Source organism: Nocardia sp. XZ_19_231 (genome assembly GCF_015355705.1).
Taxonomy (GTDB): Bacteria; Actinomycetota; Actinomycetes; order Mycobacteriales; family Mycobacteriaceae; genus Nocardia; species Nocardia salmonicida.
Genome location: NZ_JACUZI010000004.1, coordinates 1 through 17,404, shown reverse-complemented (window position 1 = coordinate 17,404; position 17,404 = coordinate 1). Strand labels below are relative to the sequence as shown.

The following is a 17,404-nucleotide window of genomic DNA, read 5'->3' as shown; positions in this document are numbered from 1 at the left end:
GTAGTCACAAGATTCAGACTCGTCGCGGGAACGATCCTCGACGAGAGGCAGAAATGACTACCTTGATGAAAATTCTGCCAGTAGGCTGGGGTCGTGGGTAACCTGGGAGTCGTCGCGGTCGCCGTCACCGACGGTATGCCGATGTTCGAGATATCCATTGCTACACAGGTATTCGGGATCGTTCGGCGCGATATCGTCGATCCGTGGTACCAGCTGCGCATGTGCGCCGCCGATCCCGGCAAGACGCGTATCGCGCACGGCTTCGTCCTGGACACACCACACGATCTGCACGCCCTCGAGAGCGCGGACACGGTGATCGTGCCCGGACTGGACCCCGAGGACGTATCCGCAGGCACTGTGGATCCGCGATTGACGGCCGCCGTCCTGACCGCGCACGAACGCGGCGCCCGTATCGTCTCGCTGTGCACCGGCGCGTTCGCGTTGGCCGCGGCGGGGCTGCTGGACGGGCGGCGGGCTACCACCCATTGGCGCTATGCCGAACTCATGCGGACTCGGTATCCGCGCGTCCGGCTCGATCCGGCGGTCCTCTACGTCGATGAAGGCAGCGTGCTCACCAGCGCGGGTGTCAGCGCTGGTATCGACCTGTGCCTGCATCTCGTCCGCACCGATCTCGGCGCGGACGTCGCAAATCAGGTGGCGCGCCGGATGGTTGTCCAAGCCCACCGCGCGGGCGGTCAGGCGCAATATATCGAGCAGCCGATGCCCCGATCCGACGGCGACGGACTCGGACCAGTATTGCAATGGGCGAGCGAGAATCTCGATCAGCAACTCACCATCGCGCAACTGGCCCGCACCGCCGGGATCAGTACACGCACCCTCGCCCGCCGCTTCGCCGAAGCCACCGGCACGACGCCGCTGCGCTGGCTGCACGCTGAACGCCTCGCCCGCGCCCGCCAACTGCTCGAGACCACAGATCTGTCGGTGGAGCGCATCAGCCAACTCTGCGGCATGGGCACCGCGGGCAACCTCCGACACCATTTCATTCGTGCGGTCGGCGTCACGCCGATGCTCTACCGCCGGTCCTTTCAGCGCTGACAAGGCGCGCACCGCCACATGAGACACCTCTTGCACATCCAGAGCGTGCGACGGCGTCGCGGCAGCAGCGCGGACTGTCCGTTGCGACTGACGCAAGTTATCAATCTACGATCCTCGGCGGTCTCGCCGCTCAGCCCGAGACCAGGCCGACGTTGCTCCCACCCGCGCCAGATGAAGTAGTGAATTACTCGCGCTTTTGTTGCCTGGGCGGACGAGGATCGAAGTAACCGATCTGAGGAGTCGTCGATGAGCAACGATGTGACGCATCTGAGGGAGCCGAAGACCGCGTCGGGCGGGTGGCTGTTCGGCTCCACCCGGGAGTTTCTTCGCGATCCACTCGGCTTGGGTACACGCGGTTTCGATGAGTGCGGTGAGGTGGTGCGCTACGTCTTCGGACTGCCCGGGATGCGACGCGAATACTTCATCATCAGCGATCCCGAGGGCGCCGCCCAAGTATTGCTCGCACCTCATGACCGCAATTTCCGCAAAGACAGCGGGTTCTATCAACCGATGCGTGACCTGTACGGAAACGGTCTGGTCACCAGCCAAGACGAGACCTGGCGACGCCAACGGCGGTTCATCCAACCACTGTTCACCGCGCGCAGCGTCGACAGTTACACCTCGGCGATGGCCGAAGAAGTCGACCACCTGACAACCCAATGGCGGGCACGCCCAGACGGTGTGCTCGATGTGGGTTCGGAGATGACTCGACTCACCCTGTCCATCGTGGCGCGGGTGCTCTTCGGCGAGGACTCAGCCCGATTGGTGCCGATCGTGCGATCCACCTTCCCGGTCCTGGGCCGCGCGGCGCGGTGGCGCGGCATCTCCCCCGCGCCGATCCCCTTGAACTGGCCATCGCCGGCGAACCGGCGCATCGCCCGCGCGCAGCAACACATCCACGCCGCATGCGACGAGATCATCGCGCATCGGCGAGCCGCGACAGAGCCCGGTTCGGACCTGATCGGCCGGTTGGTCGCTGCCCGCGACGGCGATGACACTTTGTCCGACAACGAAATTCGCGACCAGGTGAAGATCTTCCTGTTCGCCGGCCACGACACCACCGCGACCGCGCTGACCTTCGCACTACGCCTGCTCGGCAGCGCGCCTGATGCCCAAGCCCGGGTGCGCGAGGAAGCCGACCGGATCTTGACAAGCCCTACGCCCACCGCCGCCGACGTCCACGCCTTGACCTACACGGCCATGGTGCTCAAAGAAGCCACCCGGCTCTATCCCTCGGCACCGTATCTGTCCCGCAGAGCGGTGCAGGACGCTGACGTGTGCGGCTTTCACATCCCCGCCGGCGCCGACATCACGATCGCACCGTGGGTCATCCACCACCGTGCCGATCTGTGGCCTGATCCCTACCGGTTCGACCCGGACCGGTTCGAAGTCGATCACGACGGTCAACGGCACAAGTTCGCCTGGTTCCCCTTCGGGCATGGACCGCGAGGATGCATCGGACAACGCTTCGCCATGCTCGAAGCCGCCTTGACACTGGCCATCCTGGTTCGCGAGTTCGAATTCGAAACCCCACCCGGCGACATCGCACTGACCACCGACGTGGTCCTGCACCCGATCGGCGAAGTCCCCTGCCACGTCCGGCGCCGCACGCAGCCGAAGACCACCGTCACTATCGAAGCCGAATAGCTGTCCGCGATCGTGAAGCGTTGCGCTACAACATCAATCGATCCACCAGCAACCACGGGCATCCGTCGATGAAGCCCTCGACCTCAGCAAGGCGCAGGCTCGGGCAGCGGGGTGCTCGGCGGCGCCGGTCTTCCTCGACAGCGAGCATGACACCATCCCGCCCAGACGATCACGGTGCCCTCCTACAATGACGGTGGCCGCCGACGGCGGGAGTGGAACAATGAGCCACCCGACATAGCGAGGTACCGAGTGCAGGCCCTACGTCGAATTGTCCTACCCATCACAGCAGCGGCGTTCATCGCCGCGACCGCCATCTCCGCACCGACCGCGCAAGCTGCCGCCGACTGCCCGGGCGCCGGTCAATCGGCGGTGCAGGTCGGCGCTGTGTCGGGTGCCCTGGAAGGTCTCACCGTCGATTCGCAGGGCCGCGCGTACGCCACAGACCTGGTGAGCGGACACGTCTTGCGGATCGACGCCCCCGGCGCCCCTGCGGTAGTCATCGCCACCGTGCCCAGCGGCGGCGCCGGTGCGCTCGCCTGGACCCGAGACGGCAAACTGCTAGTCGGTTACGGCGCGGACGCTCGGGTCGTCATCGGCGACCTGGTGCGCCTGGCGGGCATCGTCGAGGTCGACCCCGATACCGGTGCGGTGACGCCGTTCGCCTCGGGCCTCAGCGCTGCCAACGGCATGGACGTCGCCGCCGACGGAACCGTCTACGCCACCAACGACTTCGGCAACCTCGTCGGCCGCGTCAGCCCGAATGGCGCGGTGCAGGCGGACTGGGCGAGGTTCCCCAGCGCCAACGGTGCCGTGCTCGACGCCGACGACGAATACCTCTATGTCTCCCGTACTTTCGTCAACCCTGGCGTCAGCCGGATACCCACCGCCGATCCCGGCGCACCACAATCGCTGCTGGACCTGTCCGGCACGGACACCTTAGGTACACCCGACGGGCTGACCTTGGACTCACAGAATCGACCCGTCGTCCCCTTCAACCTCTCTGGCCGCATTGTCCGCATCGACTCACCCGGCCGGTACTGCGTCCTCGGCACCGCAGCCCCGTCGACCAGCGTCGTCACCTACGGCCGCGGTACCACCGGCTTCTCCGCCGGCCGTCTGTTCGCCGCCACCTTCACCGGCGCGATCTACGAAATACCAGGTGCCTTCGACTCCAATGCCTGAACCGCCCCTGATGGCTAGTGCCTCGTCCAGGAAAGTTGCCTCGGTAACGGGTGTCGAGTCGATCGCGTGCTCGTGACCGGTGACGCTCTCCGATGAAGGTGGTGCCGATTGGAGTTGTCCGCCGCCCGAAAAGGAGTGGAGCCGGGCCACGACGGTGCGGTTGGATGACTACCTGCGGCGGGCCGCCACGCGGCCCGCGAACATGGATGACTGAGGAGTGGACGATGCCGATCGCCACACTGCGAGGCGTGACTCTGGACTGCACCGATCCACGGGCTCTGGCCCGGTTTTACCAAGAGCTGACAGGCATGCAGCTCGGTTATGACGCTGACGAGTTCGTCGCCCTGACCGATGGTTCGGGTTGCGACCTGGGCTTCCAGCAGGTCGACGGATACCGGGCCCCGCTGTGGCCCGGTCAGAACGTGCCGCAGCAGTTGCACCTGGACCTCGAGGTCGAGGACCTCGACGCGGCGGAGAAGCTGGCGCTGGGGTTCGGCGCGGCCAGGCCGGACCACCAGCCGGGCGGCGACCGGTGGCGGGTGCTGCTGGATCCGGCAGGTCACCCCTTCTGCCTGGTCGTCGGCTGATAGCAGGAGGATCTTGCCACCGCCGCGATCGATCCCCGACTGGAACCGACCGCTACCGCACTGGTCACAACCCACTCACCGATTGAGCGACAGGTAAACAGCAATACGCATCCGATCCAGCTACGAGCCAGGCAGGCACGAGCAAGTGGAACTGCGCGACCGCCGAGACTTCATGCAGACGCGTCCTATTCGGTACTCCGCAATGCTTCGGCCACCGCCTCGAGCCGCCGCTGCGCCTGGCGAGTTAATCCGGCCGCGCACATACACAGCCTGCGCAGGCCCGGGTCCTGGAGGTGACCGACGAGGTAGCTGTCATGTGTCACGGTCGCCGCAGCGGGTTCGGTATCGCCGTACTCGGGTGTTCTGCCGAGCTGCTGAGCTGGAGTCGAAATCTGCATGATGGTCTCCTCGCGTGTCCCCCGCACGGCGCGTCACCGACGAGACGAAATGTTGTTAGTTTGATTCGACGCGGATTCCCCTCTCGGACAACATCAAACAGCTCGCCCGTTGACACGTCGCGAGACGCTGCCCACGCGGTCGCTACATCGACAGTCGGGTGCTCGAACGACCCAGTCGGCAGCACCAACCCGAGCGTGACGCCGCAATCTGACCACCCGAGAACCGGCGTGCAACAAGGTTGGTATCCGAGTGAATGTTATTGTCGGTCAACGCTTCCCCGCCGTCGCGGCACTACGCGTTCGGCACCACAGATTTCATCCGACTGCGGTATCAGGTAGCGCTGTCCCGACGACACAACTAGCCTCGAGCCAACCCGGTGCGTTCGGCACTTTCAGTCGCGTAACGCGCTCTCTCGCAATGTGTTCAGTGTTCGGGACAGGATGCGCGAGACCTGCATCTGAGAGACGCTGATCTGTTGGGCTATCTGGTCTTGGGACCGGAATCGGAAGAACCGCAGGTGCAGCACCTGGCGTTCTAGGGCGGGCAATGCCGCGATCAACGGCCGGACGGCCAAGAAATCCTCGACGTGACAGTATTCGGGATCCTCGGCGCCGAGGAAGTCGAGCAACGAATGTGATGTGTCGTCATTTTCATTGCTGGTAGGCGCATCGATCGGCGCCGTGTGGTAAGCGTTGCGCGCGATCAAGGCCTGCGTGACCTCGAGCAGATCGATACCGAGTTCCTCGGCGATTTCACGCGCTTTGGGTGTGCGGCCCAACTCATGGGTCAAGGCGTCGGTCGCGGGGCCGAGTAGCTGCTGAATTTCCTTCATCCGCCTCGGGACCCGTACCGCCCAGGTGCGGTCGCGAAAGTGGCGACGAACCTCACCCATGATTGTCGGCACCGCGAATGCCACGAAGCTCGCACCGTAAGCGGGATCGAAGCGGTCGATTGCCTGGAGCAATCCCAGGCGAGCGATCTGTTGGAGGTCGTCGAAGTTTTCTCCACGACCGGCGAACTTCCTGGCGATGTGGTCGGCTAGCGGCAGGCATCGGCCGATGATGTTCTCGCGCAATACCGGACGGCGCGGATCCTGCGCTCCGAGCTGGGCCAGCTGTTCGAGTATCGGTTCGATGTTGTCGTAGCTGTCGCTGCCACGCAGGTGCCGCGAGGCCGGTGCGACAGCGGGATTCGATGCGCTCGGGTGAGGCCGGTGTTCGTCGATCGAGCCGGCAACTTGCTGCTGCGGCGGCAGCTGCTGATCGGTTGCCGATACCGGTTCGGCCGCGGAAGTTCGGCTGTCCAGTTGCTCGATAGCGAGCCATCTGTTGCCCATGGTGACACCTTCGGTCGTCGCGTGTTTGCGTTCGACTGCCAGGGTCAAGGACAGCAATTCTTCGATGCACACGACATCGTGCATCTGCACCGAAGTGTACAGCCTTCGGCTGGGCCACGGTAGGTTGAAGGCGCCGCCCGGGGGTACCCCGAAACCGGGCGCTGTGCTGACCACTTTCGCAGTCCGTATCCGTCACCCGACGAACACATACTGGTCGTTTGCTTCCGTCCGAGACGTGTAGCTTGTACGCCACCAGTCCCATGCGTTACTCAGAGAATCGCGGCAACCGATGCACATTGTGGACGTGGCAGCGGGTGCCGTTGATTTGCCGCCTGGGGTGGCGACGATCGTTGACTGAACAGGACTCGGTCCTCGAAGCTCGCGCGGCCCTGCTGTCCGCGCTGGACAGTAGCCGCGACGGCTTGGATGCGGTGGCACGACTAGGCAGGATGTGTGTGGGCTTGCTGCCTGTCGACGGTGCTTCGATATCACTGATGGCCGATGCCGATATTCGTGAAACCCTGTACGCCAGTGACGAAGTGGTCGCCCGGATCGATGCGGTGCAGTTCAGTCTCGGGGAAGGTCCGTGCTTCGAAGCCTTCAAGACCCACCGCCCGGTGCTGGTGGCGGACCTGCACGCTGTCAGCACGGCCTGGCCGGTCTTCGCCACGGAAATGATCAACGAACCGGTCGGCGCGATCTTCGCGTTTCCTTTGATCAGTGGTGCGATCAGCCTCGGCGCGCTGGATCTCTACCGCGAGCAACCCGGCTGGTTGTCCGCAGCCGAGGTCGCGATCGCGCTGCAGACGGTGGATATCGTGACGCTGGCTGTGTTGGAGATGCAGATGAACGTGGTGGATCAACCGTGGTGGACCGACCTGCCCTCCAGCCGCGGCCAGGTGCATCAAGCAACGGGGATGCTCATCGCGGAGTTCAGTATCTCCGCGGCACACGCACTCGCGCGATTGCGTGGTTACTCCTTCGCCACCGGACGCTTGGTCGATGAAGTCGCCGATGATCTGGTCGCCCGCCGATTGACCCCCGCTGACCTGGAGCAGCCGTGAGCCCGGATCACCCGAAGCCCATCGATGACCGCAGGCGCGCAACCGCGAGTCGGGGATTACCTTTGATACTGGAGGAAGGAGACAACGCTATGCCCGAGGCGCCGCTGTCGACCAGAGAACGAGAAGCCAGTCTCTTGGACGCGTTTGTCCAAATGGCGGACACACTGGTGGACGACTACGACATCGTGGATGTGCTCTACGAGCTCGTTTCGCACTGTGTTCGTCTCCTCGATGCCGCCGCCGCCGGAATCGTGTTGTCCGACCAACGGGGAAATCTGCAAGTGCTCGCCTCCTCGACCGAACAGACCCGGATGCTCGAGCTCTATCAACTCCAGACCAGCGAAGGTCCGTGTTGGGATTGCGTGCACGGCGGCGAACCGGTCTCGGTCCCCGATCTCCGCACCGCGGCCGCCCGCTGGCCGCTGTTCGTCCCCCGCGCTCTCGACGAAGGTTTCGTCGCCGTCCATGCGTTACCGATGCGACTGCGCCGCGAGACCATCGGTGCACTGAATCTCTTCGGCCGCGAACCAGGACCCATGCCCGCAAAAGACCTTCGGACAGCTCAAGCCCTTGCTGATACCGCGACGATCGGAATCCTGCAAGAACGGGCGATCCATCGCGGTGAGGTACTGACCGAGCAACTACAAGTCGCGCTGACCAATCGCATCACCATCGAACAGGCCAAAGGTGTACTCGCACACGCGGGAAACCTTGATATGGACCAGGCATTCCAAGCATTGCGCACCTACGGGCGTCGACGAAGCACACGACTCTCCGATATTGCCCATCAACTGGTCACCGGCGTAACCACAGCGCGCACAGTTCTCGACGATTGACATATCGGCGAGAACAGCCCCGGCGACCTCGGTGAGCGCAGTGCCTTCTTCGAGGAAGTAGGCGGTCGGCGCGGTGGTGCTCGACGGACGGTGCCGCCCGGTCGCCACCGTGCGGCAGGCCGGTGGATGCACCAGTCGGTACCAGATGAGACGCCGCTGACGTCCTCTGGCCACACGCAGGGCAGGAAATCCCGTCGCCGCGCCGCGGAATCCCTGGTTCTGTGTCCGAGGACCATCCAGAGGCGGGCGGGGTACGAATCCTTCTACTCCCCGCCGATAGTCGGGCTGGCGGGTGTCCTCAGTCTGGCTCTTGGCCGGCCGGGTCCGGGGACGGTTTCGCGGAATCGCGCGTGTCCACGGTCGCACACACGGCGCGGTGCGAGTCACCGCTGGGTGATGTTTGGCCTTTCACGGCAACTGTCGTGGAGTTGGACCTGTCGATGCGCGTGCCACCCGGAGGTGCACCAACTCGGCCCCCGAACTTTGTGTCATGTCACCGAAACTGGCAAGGTCCGGTTGCGCGCGCAACACTCCCCCTATCCTCAACAGGTGTTGAAAAGTGTCAGGCGCTCGACGCGCTAGGCGATGACGCTTGTCGGCCACGGCCGACGATTCGTCGACCACCAGACCGATACACCCACACTTTCGATACATCGTCACTGATTTCGCTCTGCCACAGGACTTTCCGTACTTCGCGTTCGAAAGCGAAACCGCTTCGTCGACCGAGATAGCGATGAACGAAAGGAACACGTGATCCCGATGGTCGATCCGATCGAGCGAGACGATGCAAGACCGTCCGCAGCTTGTCAACTACCCGCCGATCCGCACCCCCAGGTGCGGTCGAACCGGGAAGACGCGCTACTGCTGGGCATCGAGCTGGCTGCGACGGTGCATGATGCGTCCGAGCGTGCGCTGTTGGCTGAGTTGGAGCGCACCGCCGCCCGATGCGCTCGCGAAGGGATATCGGCGGCCCCGCCGAGCCCCAACTGAGTGACCAGATCCAAGCATCTCGGCGTGACATGCCGAGGGGCGCGCCCTGGTGCCCACGCCGCCCCCGCCGCGCGATCCCTGATGCGTTCATCGCCTGAAGGAGTAGTCATGCCCGAGTCCACCGTCGCGGTACAGACAGCCCTGCACTACTTCACCGCGTTGACAGCCGGCGACCTCAGCAAGGCCATGCGCTATGTCGCCGATGACGTAGTCTGCGACACACAAGGCAGGCGCGTGAGCGGCTCTAGAGCGTATAGGCAGTTCATCTCACAGTGTCTGCCCGCAATCCGAGGGGCGGCGCTGGTCGCATCCTTCGGGAACGACACCACAGCAGTGCTAATTTACGACCTCACAGCACCACCCCGTCTACGCTGCCGGGGCGCGGACCGTCTCGTGGTCGACAGGGACAAGATCGTCAACATCGTGACCGTTGTCGACAGGGTGCCGGATTAGCCTTATCGGGTGTCGATCTCCTGGCTCACCGCATCCGAAAGAATTCGTCGAACCTGATCTTCACATGGGTCGGAGCATCGAATAGGTGGGAATTACTCGAGGTTCCATGAGCGCAGTAGGCCTGCGATGATCGGATGCAACGAATCAGCCAATGGTGTTGCCCCGATGAGTACTTGGCGTTGGATCAAGCCTTCGATCATGATCACCACCACCTCGGCGGTGATCGCGGGGTAGTCGTGATCCATCGCGGTCACGATATGCGCGGCGAACTCCACGAACGCGCCACGCTGCGCATCGAATTCCGCACGGATCTGTGGATCACGTTGAGCCTCCGCCAACAACATGTGCCGGGCGATAACACGCTGACGAGCCGGAGGGGTCGTCATTTCCTGCACGAACGCGCTCATGCGGTCCACCACGACGGCCATGGGAATCTGCGGGGTGCTGATCAGATCGGCGAAATGAGTGGCGGCGACGACCCCGTCGCGAGCGAACAGTTCTTCCAGTGCCAGATGGACCAGGCGCGCCCGGGTGGGGGCGTGATAGTTCACCGCACCGCTGCCGAATCCGGCGGCGGCGTCCACCGCGCGGTGAGTCAGCCCGCGAAGACCTTGTTCAGCGAGAACGTCGATCACCGCGGCGGCGATCACCTGCCGTCGCGTAACCTCGGTGCCGGTGTTCGTGGCCTTGATTCGCGCCATGGGGCCATACAGTAGTGGCACCTTCTATCGACGCCGCACCACCACCCAGCCGAGCGCCGACAGCAGGCGGCGGATTCCTATCAGCTGGTGACGAGGTGTTCGACCTCGCCGATATCGTCGAGAGTCAAGGCGAGGACATCTCCCGGCTCGAGCCAGTTGCGCAGACGGGCCCCGAGTCGCGATGCGAGACCGTCGCCCGGTATTCGATGTCATTGCCGTGGTCGCAGTCTCAGCTCGGAGCGTCGGCCGCGGTCTCGCCATCCAACGACACCGGTCTACTGCATAATTCTTGGGCATCGTCACGCGAGAGGCCAAGTGCGACAAGTATTCCCACGGTCATCTCGTCCACGGTCACGGCGCAATCGCGGTCGGGTTGCTGTAGCAGCAGGCGCCCGAGGCCGAGCAGTGATCCGGTCACCAGCGCCATCGCCAGATCGGTGTCTTCGACCACGAAGCGTCCGGCGCGTGTCGCGGCGGCGATGTCTCGTGCGGCGCGAGGCGCGAGGCCGTGCTCGGATTCGATCAGCGAGGCGCCGGAGTTGACCAGGACCAGGCTCAGATCAGGCTGTAGCCGAAACAGCCGGCCGACGATCCGGAAGGACGTGGCGAAGATCTCCGCCGGATCGACGAGGTCGGCTGTGAGTGAGTCGAGGTAGTCGCCCAGCGACTCCAACGCGCTGTCGACCGCCGCGACGAACAGTTCTTCCTTGCTGTCGAAGTGGTTGTAGAACGAGCCCAATCCCACGTCCGCGGCCTGCGTGATCTCGAGGATGGGCGCGTTGAGCCTGCCCTCGGCGATGAAACGTTGCCCAGCGGCGATCAGAGCCGAGCGGGTGCGAGCTTTGCGGCGTTCGAGCCTGTTCGCTGTGGCGGACATTTTCGTTGGTCACCTTCTGGCAGTGGTTTCGGCTGCCGCGATCTTAGTCCACCTTCAAATCTGACGACTCCCTCAGAACCCTTGACTGATCATAGAGTCATAGGTGACGATATCGTCAGAAAGTCACCGCGCACGGAGGAGTCGAGGGATGTCGGAGGTCCGCAGCGACGCACATCGCGACCTGCATGTCGATCAGGGCGCGCTGCCGGGCGAGCACCCCGGCCGTGCGAGGGATCCGATCATCAAGGTCGCCGACCTCGCCTGGCTGGAGTTCCGCAAGCCCGATCTATTGAAGGCCGAAGCCTTCGCGCTGGCCTTCGGTTTCTCTGTCGCCTACCGCTCCTCGGAGGAGATCCACCTGCGCGGCACGCAGGCGGGCACGGCGTGCGTGATCATTCGCAAGGGAGATCGCACCCGCTTCGTCGGCGCCGCGTTCCTGGCCGCGGAGGAGTCCGACGTGCTCAGGCTCGCCGAGGTGACGGGCCATCGCGTCGAACGGCTGTCCGAGAGCATCGGCGGAATCGGCGTCACCCTGCACGATCCGGGCGGCAAGACCGTGCGCGTCGTGGCGGGTGCGCGTCGGCTGCCGCAGCTACCGGGGCAGCGTGCCCACCCCCTCAACGTCGGCGACTCCGCTGCACGGGTCAATGCGACGCAGCGGCCACCGCGCGTGCCCGCCGGTGTCGAGCGGCTCGGCCATGTGGTGCTCTCGCGCACCCGCTACCTGGAGAACCTGAACTGGTATCTCGAGCATCTCGGACTCATCGTCAGCGACTTCCTGTATTACGACGGGCAGCGCGAACGCGGGCCGGTGATGGCCTTCATCCGCTGCGATCGCGGGAACACGCCCACCGACCATCACACCCTCGCCATGACACTCGGCCCCTCGGACCGATACGTGCACTCGGCGTATCAGGTGTGCGACCTGGACGCGCTCGCAGCCGGAGGCGAGTTCCTGGCCGAACGCGGCTATCGCCGGTCCTGGGGCATCGGACGACATATCCAGGGCAGTCAGATCTTCGACTACTGGCGCGATCCCGACGGTTTCCTCGTCGAGCACTTCAGCGACGGCGACCTGTTCGACAGTTCCCTGGAACCGGGCTGGGCGCCGATGACGGCCTCGGGCCTGGCGCAGTGGGGCCCACCGGCAACCAAGGACTTCCTCGGCCTAGCACCGGGCCGCCAATCGCTGCGGGAACTCCGGTCCATCTTCTCTTCGCTGCACCGAGACAACGAATTCGACGCCCAGCGCTTGCGGGGCCTGCTGAAAGTAGCCAACTCATGAGCATTTCCGTGCTGCGTACCGCCGACGCATGGTGGGTACTGACCCCGCACGGCGCCGTCCGAATCGACACCGCCGCCACGACCACAGGCGAACTCCTGGCCGACCGAGCCGCGATCGAAGCGGCGCGCGGCGGCAGCGACACCACGCCCGTGGAGACCTTGGCGCTCGTCTCCCCGGTGACCGCGCCGTGTCGGGTTGTCGCGCAGATGACCAATTATGTGTCGCACGTGCAGGATTCGGGGATGAACCCGGCGACCGTTCCGCTGACGTTCTTCCGGAAGTCGTCCGGGTCCATCAGCGGTCCCGAGGACGACATCGTCAAACCGGCGCACGTGCGATTGCTGGACTACGAGATCGAGATCGGGCTCGTTTTCGGCGCGACGCTGCCCGTCGGCACCGAACTCGACAGCTCGAACATCGGCGACGTCATCACGGGGTTGGTCATCACCGATGATGTGTCCGCCCGCGACGTCCAACTGCCCAAAACCCAGTTCTACGAGGGCAAGTCGTATCCGACATTCACACCGGTCGGCCCGGTGTTGCTACTGCTGGAGGCGGGCGAGTACGACAGATTCCACGATCTCTGCCTGACACTGCGTGTCAATGGCGAAGTGCGCCAGCACAGCACGGCGGCAGAGATGATCTACAGTCCGCTCGAAACCCTGCGCGCCCTCACCCGATTCCAGCGCATGGACGCGGGCGACCTACTGCTGACAGGCACCCCCGGCGGAACGGCCCTGAAGGCTCCCGCCAAACCCATCGAGATCCTCGGGTCGCTGGTACCGCCTGCGCTCAAGTGGAAGATCTTTTTCAACAAGCAGGCGTCGAACCCCCGCTATCTACAGGACGGCGATGTGGTGGAGTTGACCGTCTCGACACCCGACGGCGCGCTCGACCTCGGCATTCAGCGCACGAAGGTGCGGTATGGGCACTGAGAGAGGCCGGATCGAGCACTACCCGGTCGTGATCGTCGGGGCGGGCCCGACCGGTATGACCGCCGCGTTGCTTCTGGCGCGGTACGGCATCGAGTGTCTGATAGTCGATCGCTGGGACGAGGTGTACCCGCAGCCGCGAGCGGTACATCTCGACGACGAGGTGTACCGCATTCTGGCCGATCTCGGACTCAGCGACGAGTTCGCGGGAATCTCCCGGCCCGGCCGCGGCCTTCGGCTGGTCGACTCCGCGATCGCCACGCTCGCGGAGTTCGACCGCGACCCCGACCGGATGCCGCACGGGTTCCCGCTGGCCAACATGTTCGACCAGCCGGATCTCGAGCGCGTGCTGCGGTCCAGGCTGGCGTCGACGGAGGGCGTGCGGATACGGGGTGGGTGCGAAGTGCTCGAGGTGGCGAACCTGCGTGATCGCGCTCGCGTGACCTACCGCGATGCCGAGACAGGTGAACGACGAGCTGTCACAGCGGATTTCGTACTCGGCTGCGATGGTGCCAACAGTGTCGTGCGCGCGTCGATCGGTTCGCGAATGCGCGACCTGGGTTTCGAACAGCGGTGGCTGGTGGTCGACATCGCCACCGACGCCGATCTCGGGCAGTGGGAGGGCGTGCATCAGGTGTGCGATGCCGAACGCGCTGCGACGTACATGCGCATCGGCGCATCACGCTACCGCTGGGAGTTCCGCCTCCGCGACGACGAAGCCGCGGGCAGGTTCGCCACGCTCGACACCATCGAGCCGCTCCTTTCCCCCTGGCTGCGCGAGGTGAGAAGTCCCGAGCTGACGCTGATCCGGTCCACCGAGTACACCTTTCGTGCCCAGGTGGTCGACCGATGGCGGGACCGCAGGATCTTTCTGCTCGGTGACGCCGCGCACCTCACCCCGCCGTTCATCGGGCAGGGCATGGGCGCCGGTCTGCGTGACGCCCAGAACCTGATCTGGAAGCTGGTCGCCGTCAGGAGCGCGGAACTGCGCGACGACGCCCTCGACACCTATCAATCCGAACGTGCACCGCACGTCACCTCGATGATCGGTCTGGCCGTCGCCGTCGGATGGGCGATGACGAGTGGCGCAGCGGCGGGCGAGGTGATCCGCAAGCGGATGTGGCCGCTCCTCGGCCACGTTCCGGTCATCAGATCCAAGGTCACCGACAGCACCACACCACGCCTTTCCCGGTCGATGTTCGTTGCGCGACATGCTTTTCGGCCCCGCGACCTGGCCGGCTCGCTGTGTCCGAACTGCGTTGTCGAAGACGGCACACGAGTCGACGAGATCGCCGCCGGACGCTTTCTCTTCCTCGCGGCCACCCCGCTCACCCGCGAACAGCGGACCGAACTCGACCGGCGCGGCGCCGCGATCCTGGCGGTACCGGCATCCTCCGAGCTCGGCGAATGGCTGCGCCGCGGACGCGCGACGGCTGCGATCGTGCGCCCGGACAAAACCGTGCTGGCGACCTCCCGATCGGTCCCCTCCCTCCACACCCGTGTACCGAGCTGCCCCGCTCTGACCACCACTTCCACACACAGGAGTTCCCATGGCGGTTGACATTTCCCTCCCGCGGTATCGCGAGAATCTTTTCAGCACCGAGGCGATCCTCGATCCGTACCCGCACTATGCGGCATTGCGCGCGGCCGGTCCGGTGGTGTGGCTTCCGCGCCAGCGCGTCTTCGCGATCTCCCGATACGCCGAGTGCAAGGCCGTCCTCCGGGATGACGCGACCTTCGTCTCGGGTAAGGGGGTGTCGCTGAACCCCGTTGCCAACTGCCTCGGCCGGGGTACCACGCTCAACAGCGACGCAGAAGAGCACGCCATCAAACGGTCCGTGCTCGCACACCGACTGACGCCGAGGGCGCTTCGGGAAGTGACCGATACCGTCGAGCGCTTCGCCGACAGCGTCGTGGACAAGGCCTTGGCGAACAACCGCATCGACGGGGTCGACGATCTCGCGACCGCACTGCCACTTTCGGTGGTTCCGGATCTCATCGGCTGGCCGCACGACGGGCGCGAGGAATTGCTGCGCTGGGCCAGTGCGACGTTCGACTCGATGGGGCCGATCAACCGGCACTCCGTGGGCGCGGCGAAGGCGGCTTCCGAAATGCTAGCCTTCGCCCGCCGTGTCGCGCGCGATCGCTCGGTTCTCGTCGACAGCATGGGCAGTGACGTCCTCCGCGCCGCCGACGAGGGCAGAATCGACAAGAAGTCGTGCCCGGCACTCATGATCGACTACCTGGCCCCGTCTCTGGACACCACCATCGGCGCGATCTCGAGTGCGCTCTACCTGTTTTCACAGAACCCCAGGCAGTGGCAGGCCGTGCGGTCGGATCCGGGACTGATACCCCATGCCGTCAACGAGGTCGTGCGGATCGAATCGCCATTGCGCGCGTTCTCTCGCACGGCCGCGCGCGATGCCGACATCGGTGGGGTGAAGATCCCGGGTGGAAGCCGCGTACTGGTGCTCTTCGCTTCCGCCAACCGGGACCCGGCCGAATGGGATCAGCCCGAGTCCTTCGACATCACCCGCGACGCGGCCCGGCAGCTCGGCTTCGGCTGGGGTGTGCACGGTTGCGCGGGCCGGACGTTGGCACGGCTCGAAACCACTTCGATTCTGCGGGCACTGGCCGATCGTGTCGAACGGATCGAGCTGGTCGGCACACCGAAGTGGGCCGTCAACAACATCATTCGCAGGCTGGAACGTCTTCCGCTCGAGCTCGTCCCAGCAGACAGGAGGTCGGCATGAAGACAGCGATCGTCACCGGGGCGTCCTCCGGAATAGGACGGGCCGTCGCCACCGCCTTGGTCGCTCGCGGTTACCGCGTGCTCGGGACAAGCCGCGACAGCTCGACCGTGGCCGATCCCGTGCCTGGCGTCGACTACCGCGACCTGGACCTTACCGACCGTGGCTCGATTGCCCGATTCGTCGACGCGCTCGACGGCCTAGCCGTCGATGTACTGGTGAACAACGCCGGTGAGAGCCAATGCGGACCGCTCGAAGAGCTACCGATGGATGCGGTGCGGAGGTTGTTCCAGCTCAACGTTTTCGGTGCCATCGAACTGACTCAGTCACTACTGCCGGGGATGCGACAGCAGCATCGCGGCAGGATCGTCAACATCGGTTCGATGCTCGCGAGCTTCCCCCTCGCCTACCGATCGTCCTATGTCGCAACCAAGGCAGCCCTCAAGGGCTTCGCAACCGCCGCGCGGTATGAACTGAAGCCGTACGGAATCGACATCACCACCGTCGAACCAGGTTCCATCGCAACCGGACTGTCCGGACGCCGCACCAAATACATCAGCAGCGACTCCCCCTACGTCGAACAGTTCACCTCGGCGATCGCCGTCCTCGACGCGAAGGAAGCCCAGGGAATAACGGCAGACGAGGTCGCCCGCACTGTGCTCGAAGCTGTCGAAGCCGAACAGACGTTGCCGCTCTATGCCGTCGGCAGCAACGCACCGGCAGTGTTCCTGGCCCGTAGATTGTTGCCGCGCAGAGTAATCGAGGCCGTCATGGCCAAGACATACGGCGTCGGGTCCGTGCGAACCCGACGTGCGCCGTAGGCGGTCGGGCCGAGGCAGGTCGGTCGGCCGTCGTCAGCGCTAGCCCGCATTCACCACAGCGAAATCATCCGATCCTGCGGGGATCCGCCGACATCACAAGCGTGGAGCCCTCACGGTTGTGAGGATTCCTCCGCTTCCTTGACTGAGTAAATAGTCATATGTGACTATTTCATCAGTTTGGTGACCCGTGGACGCGGCTGTCGAGGTGTACGTGTCTTCAACGGCCGGAGGGAACGCACCGTGGGGCTTCTGCACAACACCGTGAACAGACCGTTTCGCATTGTCGCGGTGGCCGCCGCCGCGACAATGACGCTGAGCTGTTCCCTGTTTTCCACCGACGACGGGCTCGACCGCTCGACCGAGATCACCGCCGACTTCGAGAACATCGCCGGCATGTACGAGGGCAACGAGATCATGGTCCTCGGCCTCGCGGTGGGCAAGGTCGACAAGATCGTGCCCAAGGGCACCTACGTCGAGGTCCACATGAC

Annotated in this window: 17 protein-coding genes; 13 read left to right on the top strand and 4 right to left on the bottom strand. The window is 64.7% G+C overall.

Features of this window, described 5'->3' with window-relative positions:
* Positions 1-93: 93 nt before the first annotated feature.
* The 4 genes from IBJ82_RS18770 to IBJ82_RS18755 all read left to right on the top strand — a co-directional run bounded on the left by IBJ82_RS18770 (position 94) and on the right by IBJ82_RS18755 (position 4,472).
* Positions 94-1,056: a helix-turn-helix domain-containing protein gene (locus IBJ82_RS18770; RefSeq protein WP_370585374.1), complete on the top strand. Its 963-nt coding sequence runs from the start codon at positions 94-96 to the stop codon at positions 1,054-1,056.
* 246 nt (positions 1,057-1,302) lie between these two features.
* Entirely contained in the window at positions 1,303-2,703 is a 1,401-nt protein-coding gene (locus tag IBJ82_RS18765; RefSeq protein WP_194827256.1) for a cytochrome P450, read from the top strand.
* Positions 2,704-2,952: 249 nt separating this feature from the next.
* Positions 2,953-3,885 carry an SMP-30/gluconolactonase/LRE family protein gene (locus tag IBJ82_RS18760; protein ID WP_194827255.1) on the top strand — a complete coding sequence of 311 codons (933 nt, stop codon included), beginning with the start codon at positions 2,953-2,955 and terminating at the stop codon, positions 3,883-3,885.
* A 224-nt stretch (positions 3,886-4,109) separates the two neighbouring features.
* Entirely contained in the window at positions 4,110-4,472 is a 363-nt protein-coding gene (locus IBJ82_RS18755; protein ID WP_194827254.1) for a VOC family protein, read from the top strand.
* Positions 4,473-4,657: 185 nt separating this feature from the next.
* Here the strand turns inward: IBJ82_RS18755 and IBJ82_RS18750 are convergent, their stop codons facing one another.
* Together IBJ82_RS18750 and IBJ82_RS18745 are read right to left on the bottom strand one after the other, a co-directional pair.
* Complete coding sequence (locus tag IBJ82_RS18750) at positions 4,658-4,870, bottom strand: hypothetical protein (RefSeq protein WP_194827253.1); 213 nt, start codon at positions 4,868-4,870, stop codon at positions 4,658-4,660.
* Positions 4,871-5,262: 392 nt separating this feature from the next.
* Entirely contained in the window at positions 5,263-6,207 is a 945-nt protein-coding gene (locus tag IBJ82_RS18745) for an RNA polymerase sigma factor SigF (RefSeq protein ID WP_194827811.1), read from the bottom strand.
* A gap of 350 nt (positions 6,208-6,557) precedes the next feature.
* Between IBJ82_RS18745 and IBJ82_RS18740 the strand changes: the two genes are divergently transcribed.
* From IBJ82_RS18740 to IBJ82_RS18730, 3 genes are all read left to right on the top strand, one after another.
* A complete protein-coding gene (locus tag IBJ82_RS18740; protein WP_228537405.1) occupies positions 6,558-7,271 on the top strand; it encodes a GAF and ANTAR domain-containing protein in 714 nt (237 codons plus the stop codon).
* An 89-nt stretch (positions 7,272-7,360) separates the two neighbouring features.
* Positions 7,361-8,107, top strand: coding sequence for a GAF and ANTAR domain-containing protein (locus tag IBJ82_RS18735; protein ID WP_194827251.1), 747 nt, complete (start codon positions 7,361-7,363; stop codon positions 8,105-8,107).
* A gap of 1,098 nt (positions 8,108-9,205) precedes the next feature.
* A complete protein-coding gene (locus IBJ82_RS18730) occupies positions 9,206-9,550 on the top strand; it encodes a nuclear transport factor 2 family protein (protein ID WP_194827250.1) in 345 nt (114 codons plus the stop codon).
* A 92-nt stretch (positions 9,551-9,642) separates the two neighbouring features.
* Here the strand turns inward: IBJ82_RS18730 and IBJ82_RS18725 are convergent, their stop codons facing one another.
* Both IBJ82_RS18725 and IBJ82_RS18720 read right to left on the bottom strand, forming a co-directional pair.
* Complete coding sequence (locus IBJ82_RS18725) at positions 9,643-10,251, bottom strand: TetR/AcrR family transcriptional regulator (RefSeq protein WP_194827249.1); 609 nt, start codon at positions 10,249-10,251, stop codon at positions 9,643-9,645.
* Positions 10,252-10,480: 229 nt separating this feature from the next.
* Positions 10,481-11,128, bottom strand: a complete 648-nt coding sequence (locus IBJ82_RS18720; protein ID WP_194827248.1) for a TetR/AcrR family transcriptional regulator — start codon at positions 11,126-11,128, stop codon at positions 10,481-10,483.
* A 148-nt stretch (positions 11,129-11,276) separates the two neighbouring features.
* Between IBJ82_RS18720 and IBJ82_RS18715 the strand changes: the two genes are divergently transcribed.
* The 6 genes from IBJ82_RS18715 to IBJ82_RS18690 all read left to right on the top strand — a co-directional run.
* Entirely contained in the window at positions 11,277-12,413 is a 1,137-nt protein-coding gene (locus tag IBJ82_RS18715) for a VOC family protein (RefSeq protein ID WP_194827247.1), read from the top strand.
* Positions 12,410-13,348 carry a fumarylacetoacetate hydrolase family protein gene (locus tag IBJ82_RS18710; protein ID WP_194827246.1) on the top strand — a complete coding sequence of 313 codons (939 nt, stop codon included), beginning with the start codon at positions 12,410-12,412 and terminating at the stop codon, positions 13,346-13,348. The genes IBJ82_RS18715 and IBJ82_RS18710 overlap by 4 nt, the downstream gene beginning before the upstream one ends.
* Positions 13,338-14,906, top strand: a complete 1,569-nt coding sequence (locus IBJ82_RS18705) for a bifunctional 3-(3-hydroxy-phenyl)propionate/3-hydroxycinnamic acid hydroxylase (RefSeq protein ID WP_194827245.1) — start codon at positions 13,338-13,340, stop codon at positions 14,904-14,906. Before IBJ82_RS18710 ends, IBJ82_RS18705 begins: the two co-directional genes overlap by 11 nt.
* The gene (locus tag IBJ82_RS18700) at positions 14,896-16,098 is read left to right on the top strand and encodes a cytochrome P450 (protein WP_194827244.1); all 1,203 of its coding nucleotides are present in this window, start codon (positions 14,896-14,898) and stop codon (positions 16,096-16,098) included. The genes IBJ82_RS18705 and IBJ82_RS18700 overlap by 11 nt, the downstream gene beginning before the upstream one ends.
* The gene (locus tag IBJ82_RS18695; protein ID WP_194827243.1) at positions 16,095-16,916 is read left to right on the top strand and encodes an SDR family oxidoreductase; all 822 of its coding nucleotides are present in this window, start codon (positions 16,095-16,097) and stop codon (positions 16,914-16,916) included. Before IBJ82_RS18700 ends, IBJ82_RS18695 begins: the two co-directional genes overlap by 4 nt.
* A gap of 306 nt (positions 16,917-17,222) precedes the next feature.
* The coding region (locus tag IBJ82_RS18690; protein ID WP_194827810.1) for an MlaD family protein at positions 17,223-17,404 on the top strand (182 nt) is incomplete at its 3' end.

Coding starts and splice junctions, on each gene's coding strand:
- IBJ82_RS18755 (WP_194827254.1), top strand. CDS start 4,110: ATGCCGATCGCCACACTGCGAGGCGTGACTCTGGACTGCACCGATCCA.
- IBJ82_RS18730 (WP_194827250.1), top strand. CDS start 9,206: ATGCCCGAGTCCACCGTCGCGGTACAGACAGCCCTGCACTACTTCACC.
- IBJ82_RS18700 (WP_194827244.1), top strand. CDS start 14,896: ATGGCGGTTGACATTTCCCTCCCGCGGTATCGCGAGAATCTTTTCAGC.
- IBJ82_RS18765 (WP_194827256.1), top strand. CDS start 1,303: ATGAGCAACGATGTGACGCATCTGAGGGAGCCGAAGACCGCGTCGGGC.
- IBJ82_RS18735 (WP_194827251.1), top strand. CDS start 7,361: ATGCCCGAGGCGCCGCTGTCGACCAGAGAACGAGAAGCCAGTCTCTTG.
- IBJ82_RS18750 (WP_194827253.1), bottom strand. CDS start 4,870: ATGCAGATTTCGACTCCAGCTCAGCAGCTCGGCAGAACACCCGAGTAC.
- IBJ82_RS18720 (WP_194827248.1), bottom strand. CDS start 11,128: ATGTCCGCCACAGCGAACAGGCTCGAACGCCGCAAAGCTCGCACCCGC.
- IBJ82_RS18745 (WP_194827811.1), bottom strand. CDS start 6,207: ATGGGCAACAGATGGCTCGCTATCGAGCAACTGGACAGCCGAACTTCC.
- IBJ82_RS18695 (WP_194827243.1), top strand. CDS start 16,095: ATGAAGACAGCGATCGTCACCGGGGCGTCCTCCGGAATAGGACGGGCC.
- IBJ82_RS18715 (WP_194827247.1), top strand. CDS start 11,277: ATGTCGGAGGTCCGCAGCGACGCACATCGCGACCTGCATGTCGATCAG.
- IBJ82_RS18725 (WP_194827249.1), bottom strand. CDS start 10,251: ATGGCGCGAATCAAGGCCACGAACACCGGCACCGAGGTTACGCGACGG.
- IBJ82_RS18710 (WP_194827246.1), top strand. CDS start 12,410: ATGAGCATTTCCGTGCTGCGTACCGCCGACGCATGGTGGGTACTGACC.
- IBJ82_RS18705 (WP_194827245.1), top strand. CDS start 13,338: ATGGGCACTGAGAGAGGCCGGATCGAGCACTACCCGGTCGTGATCGTC.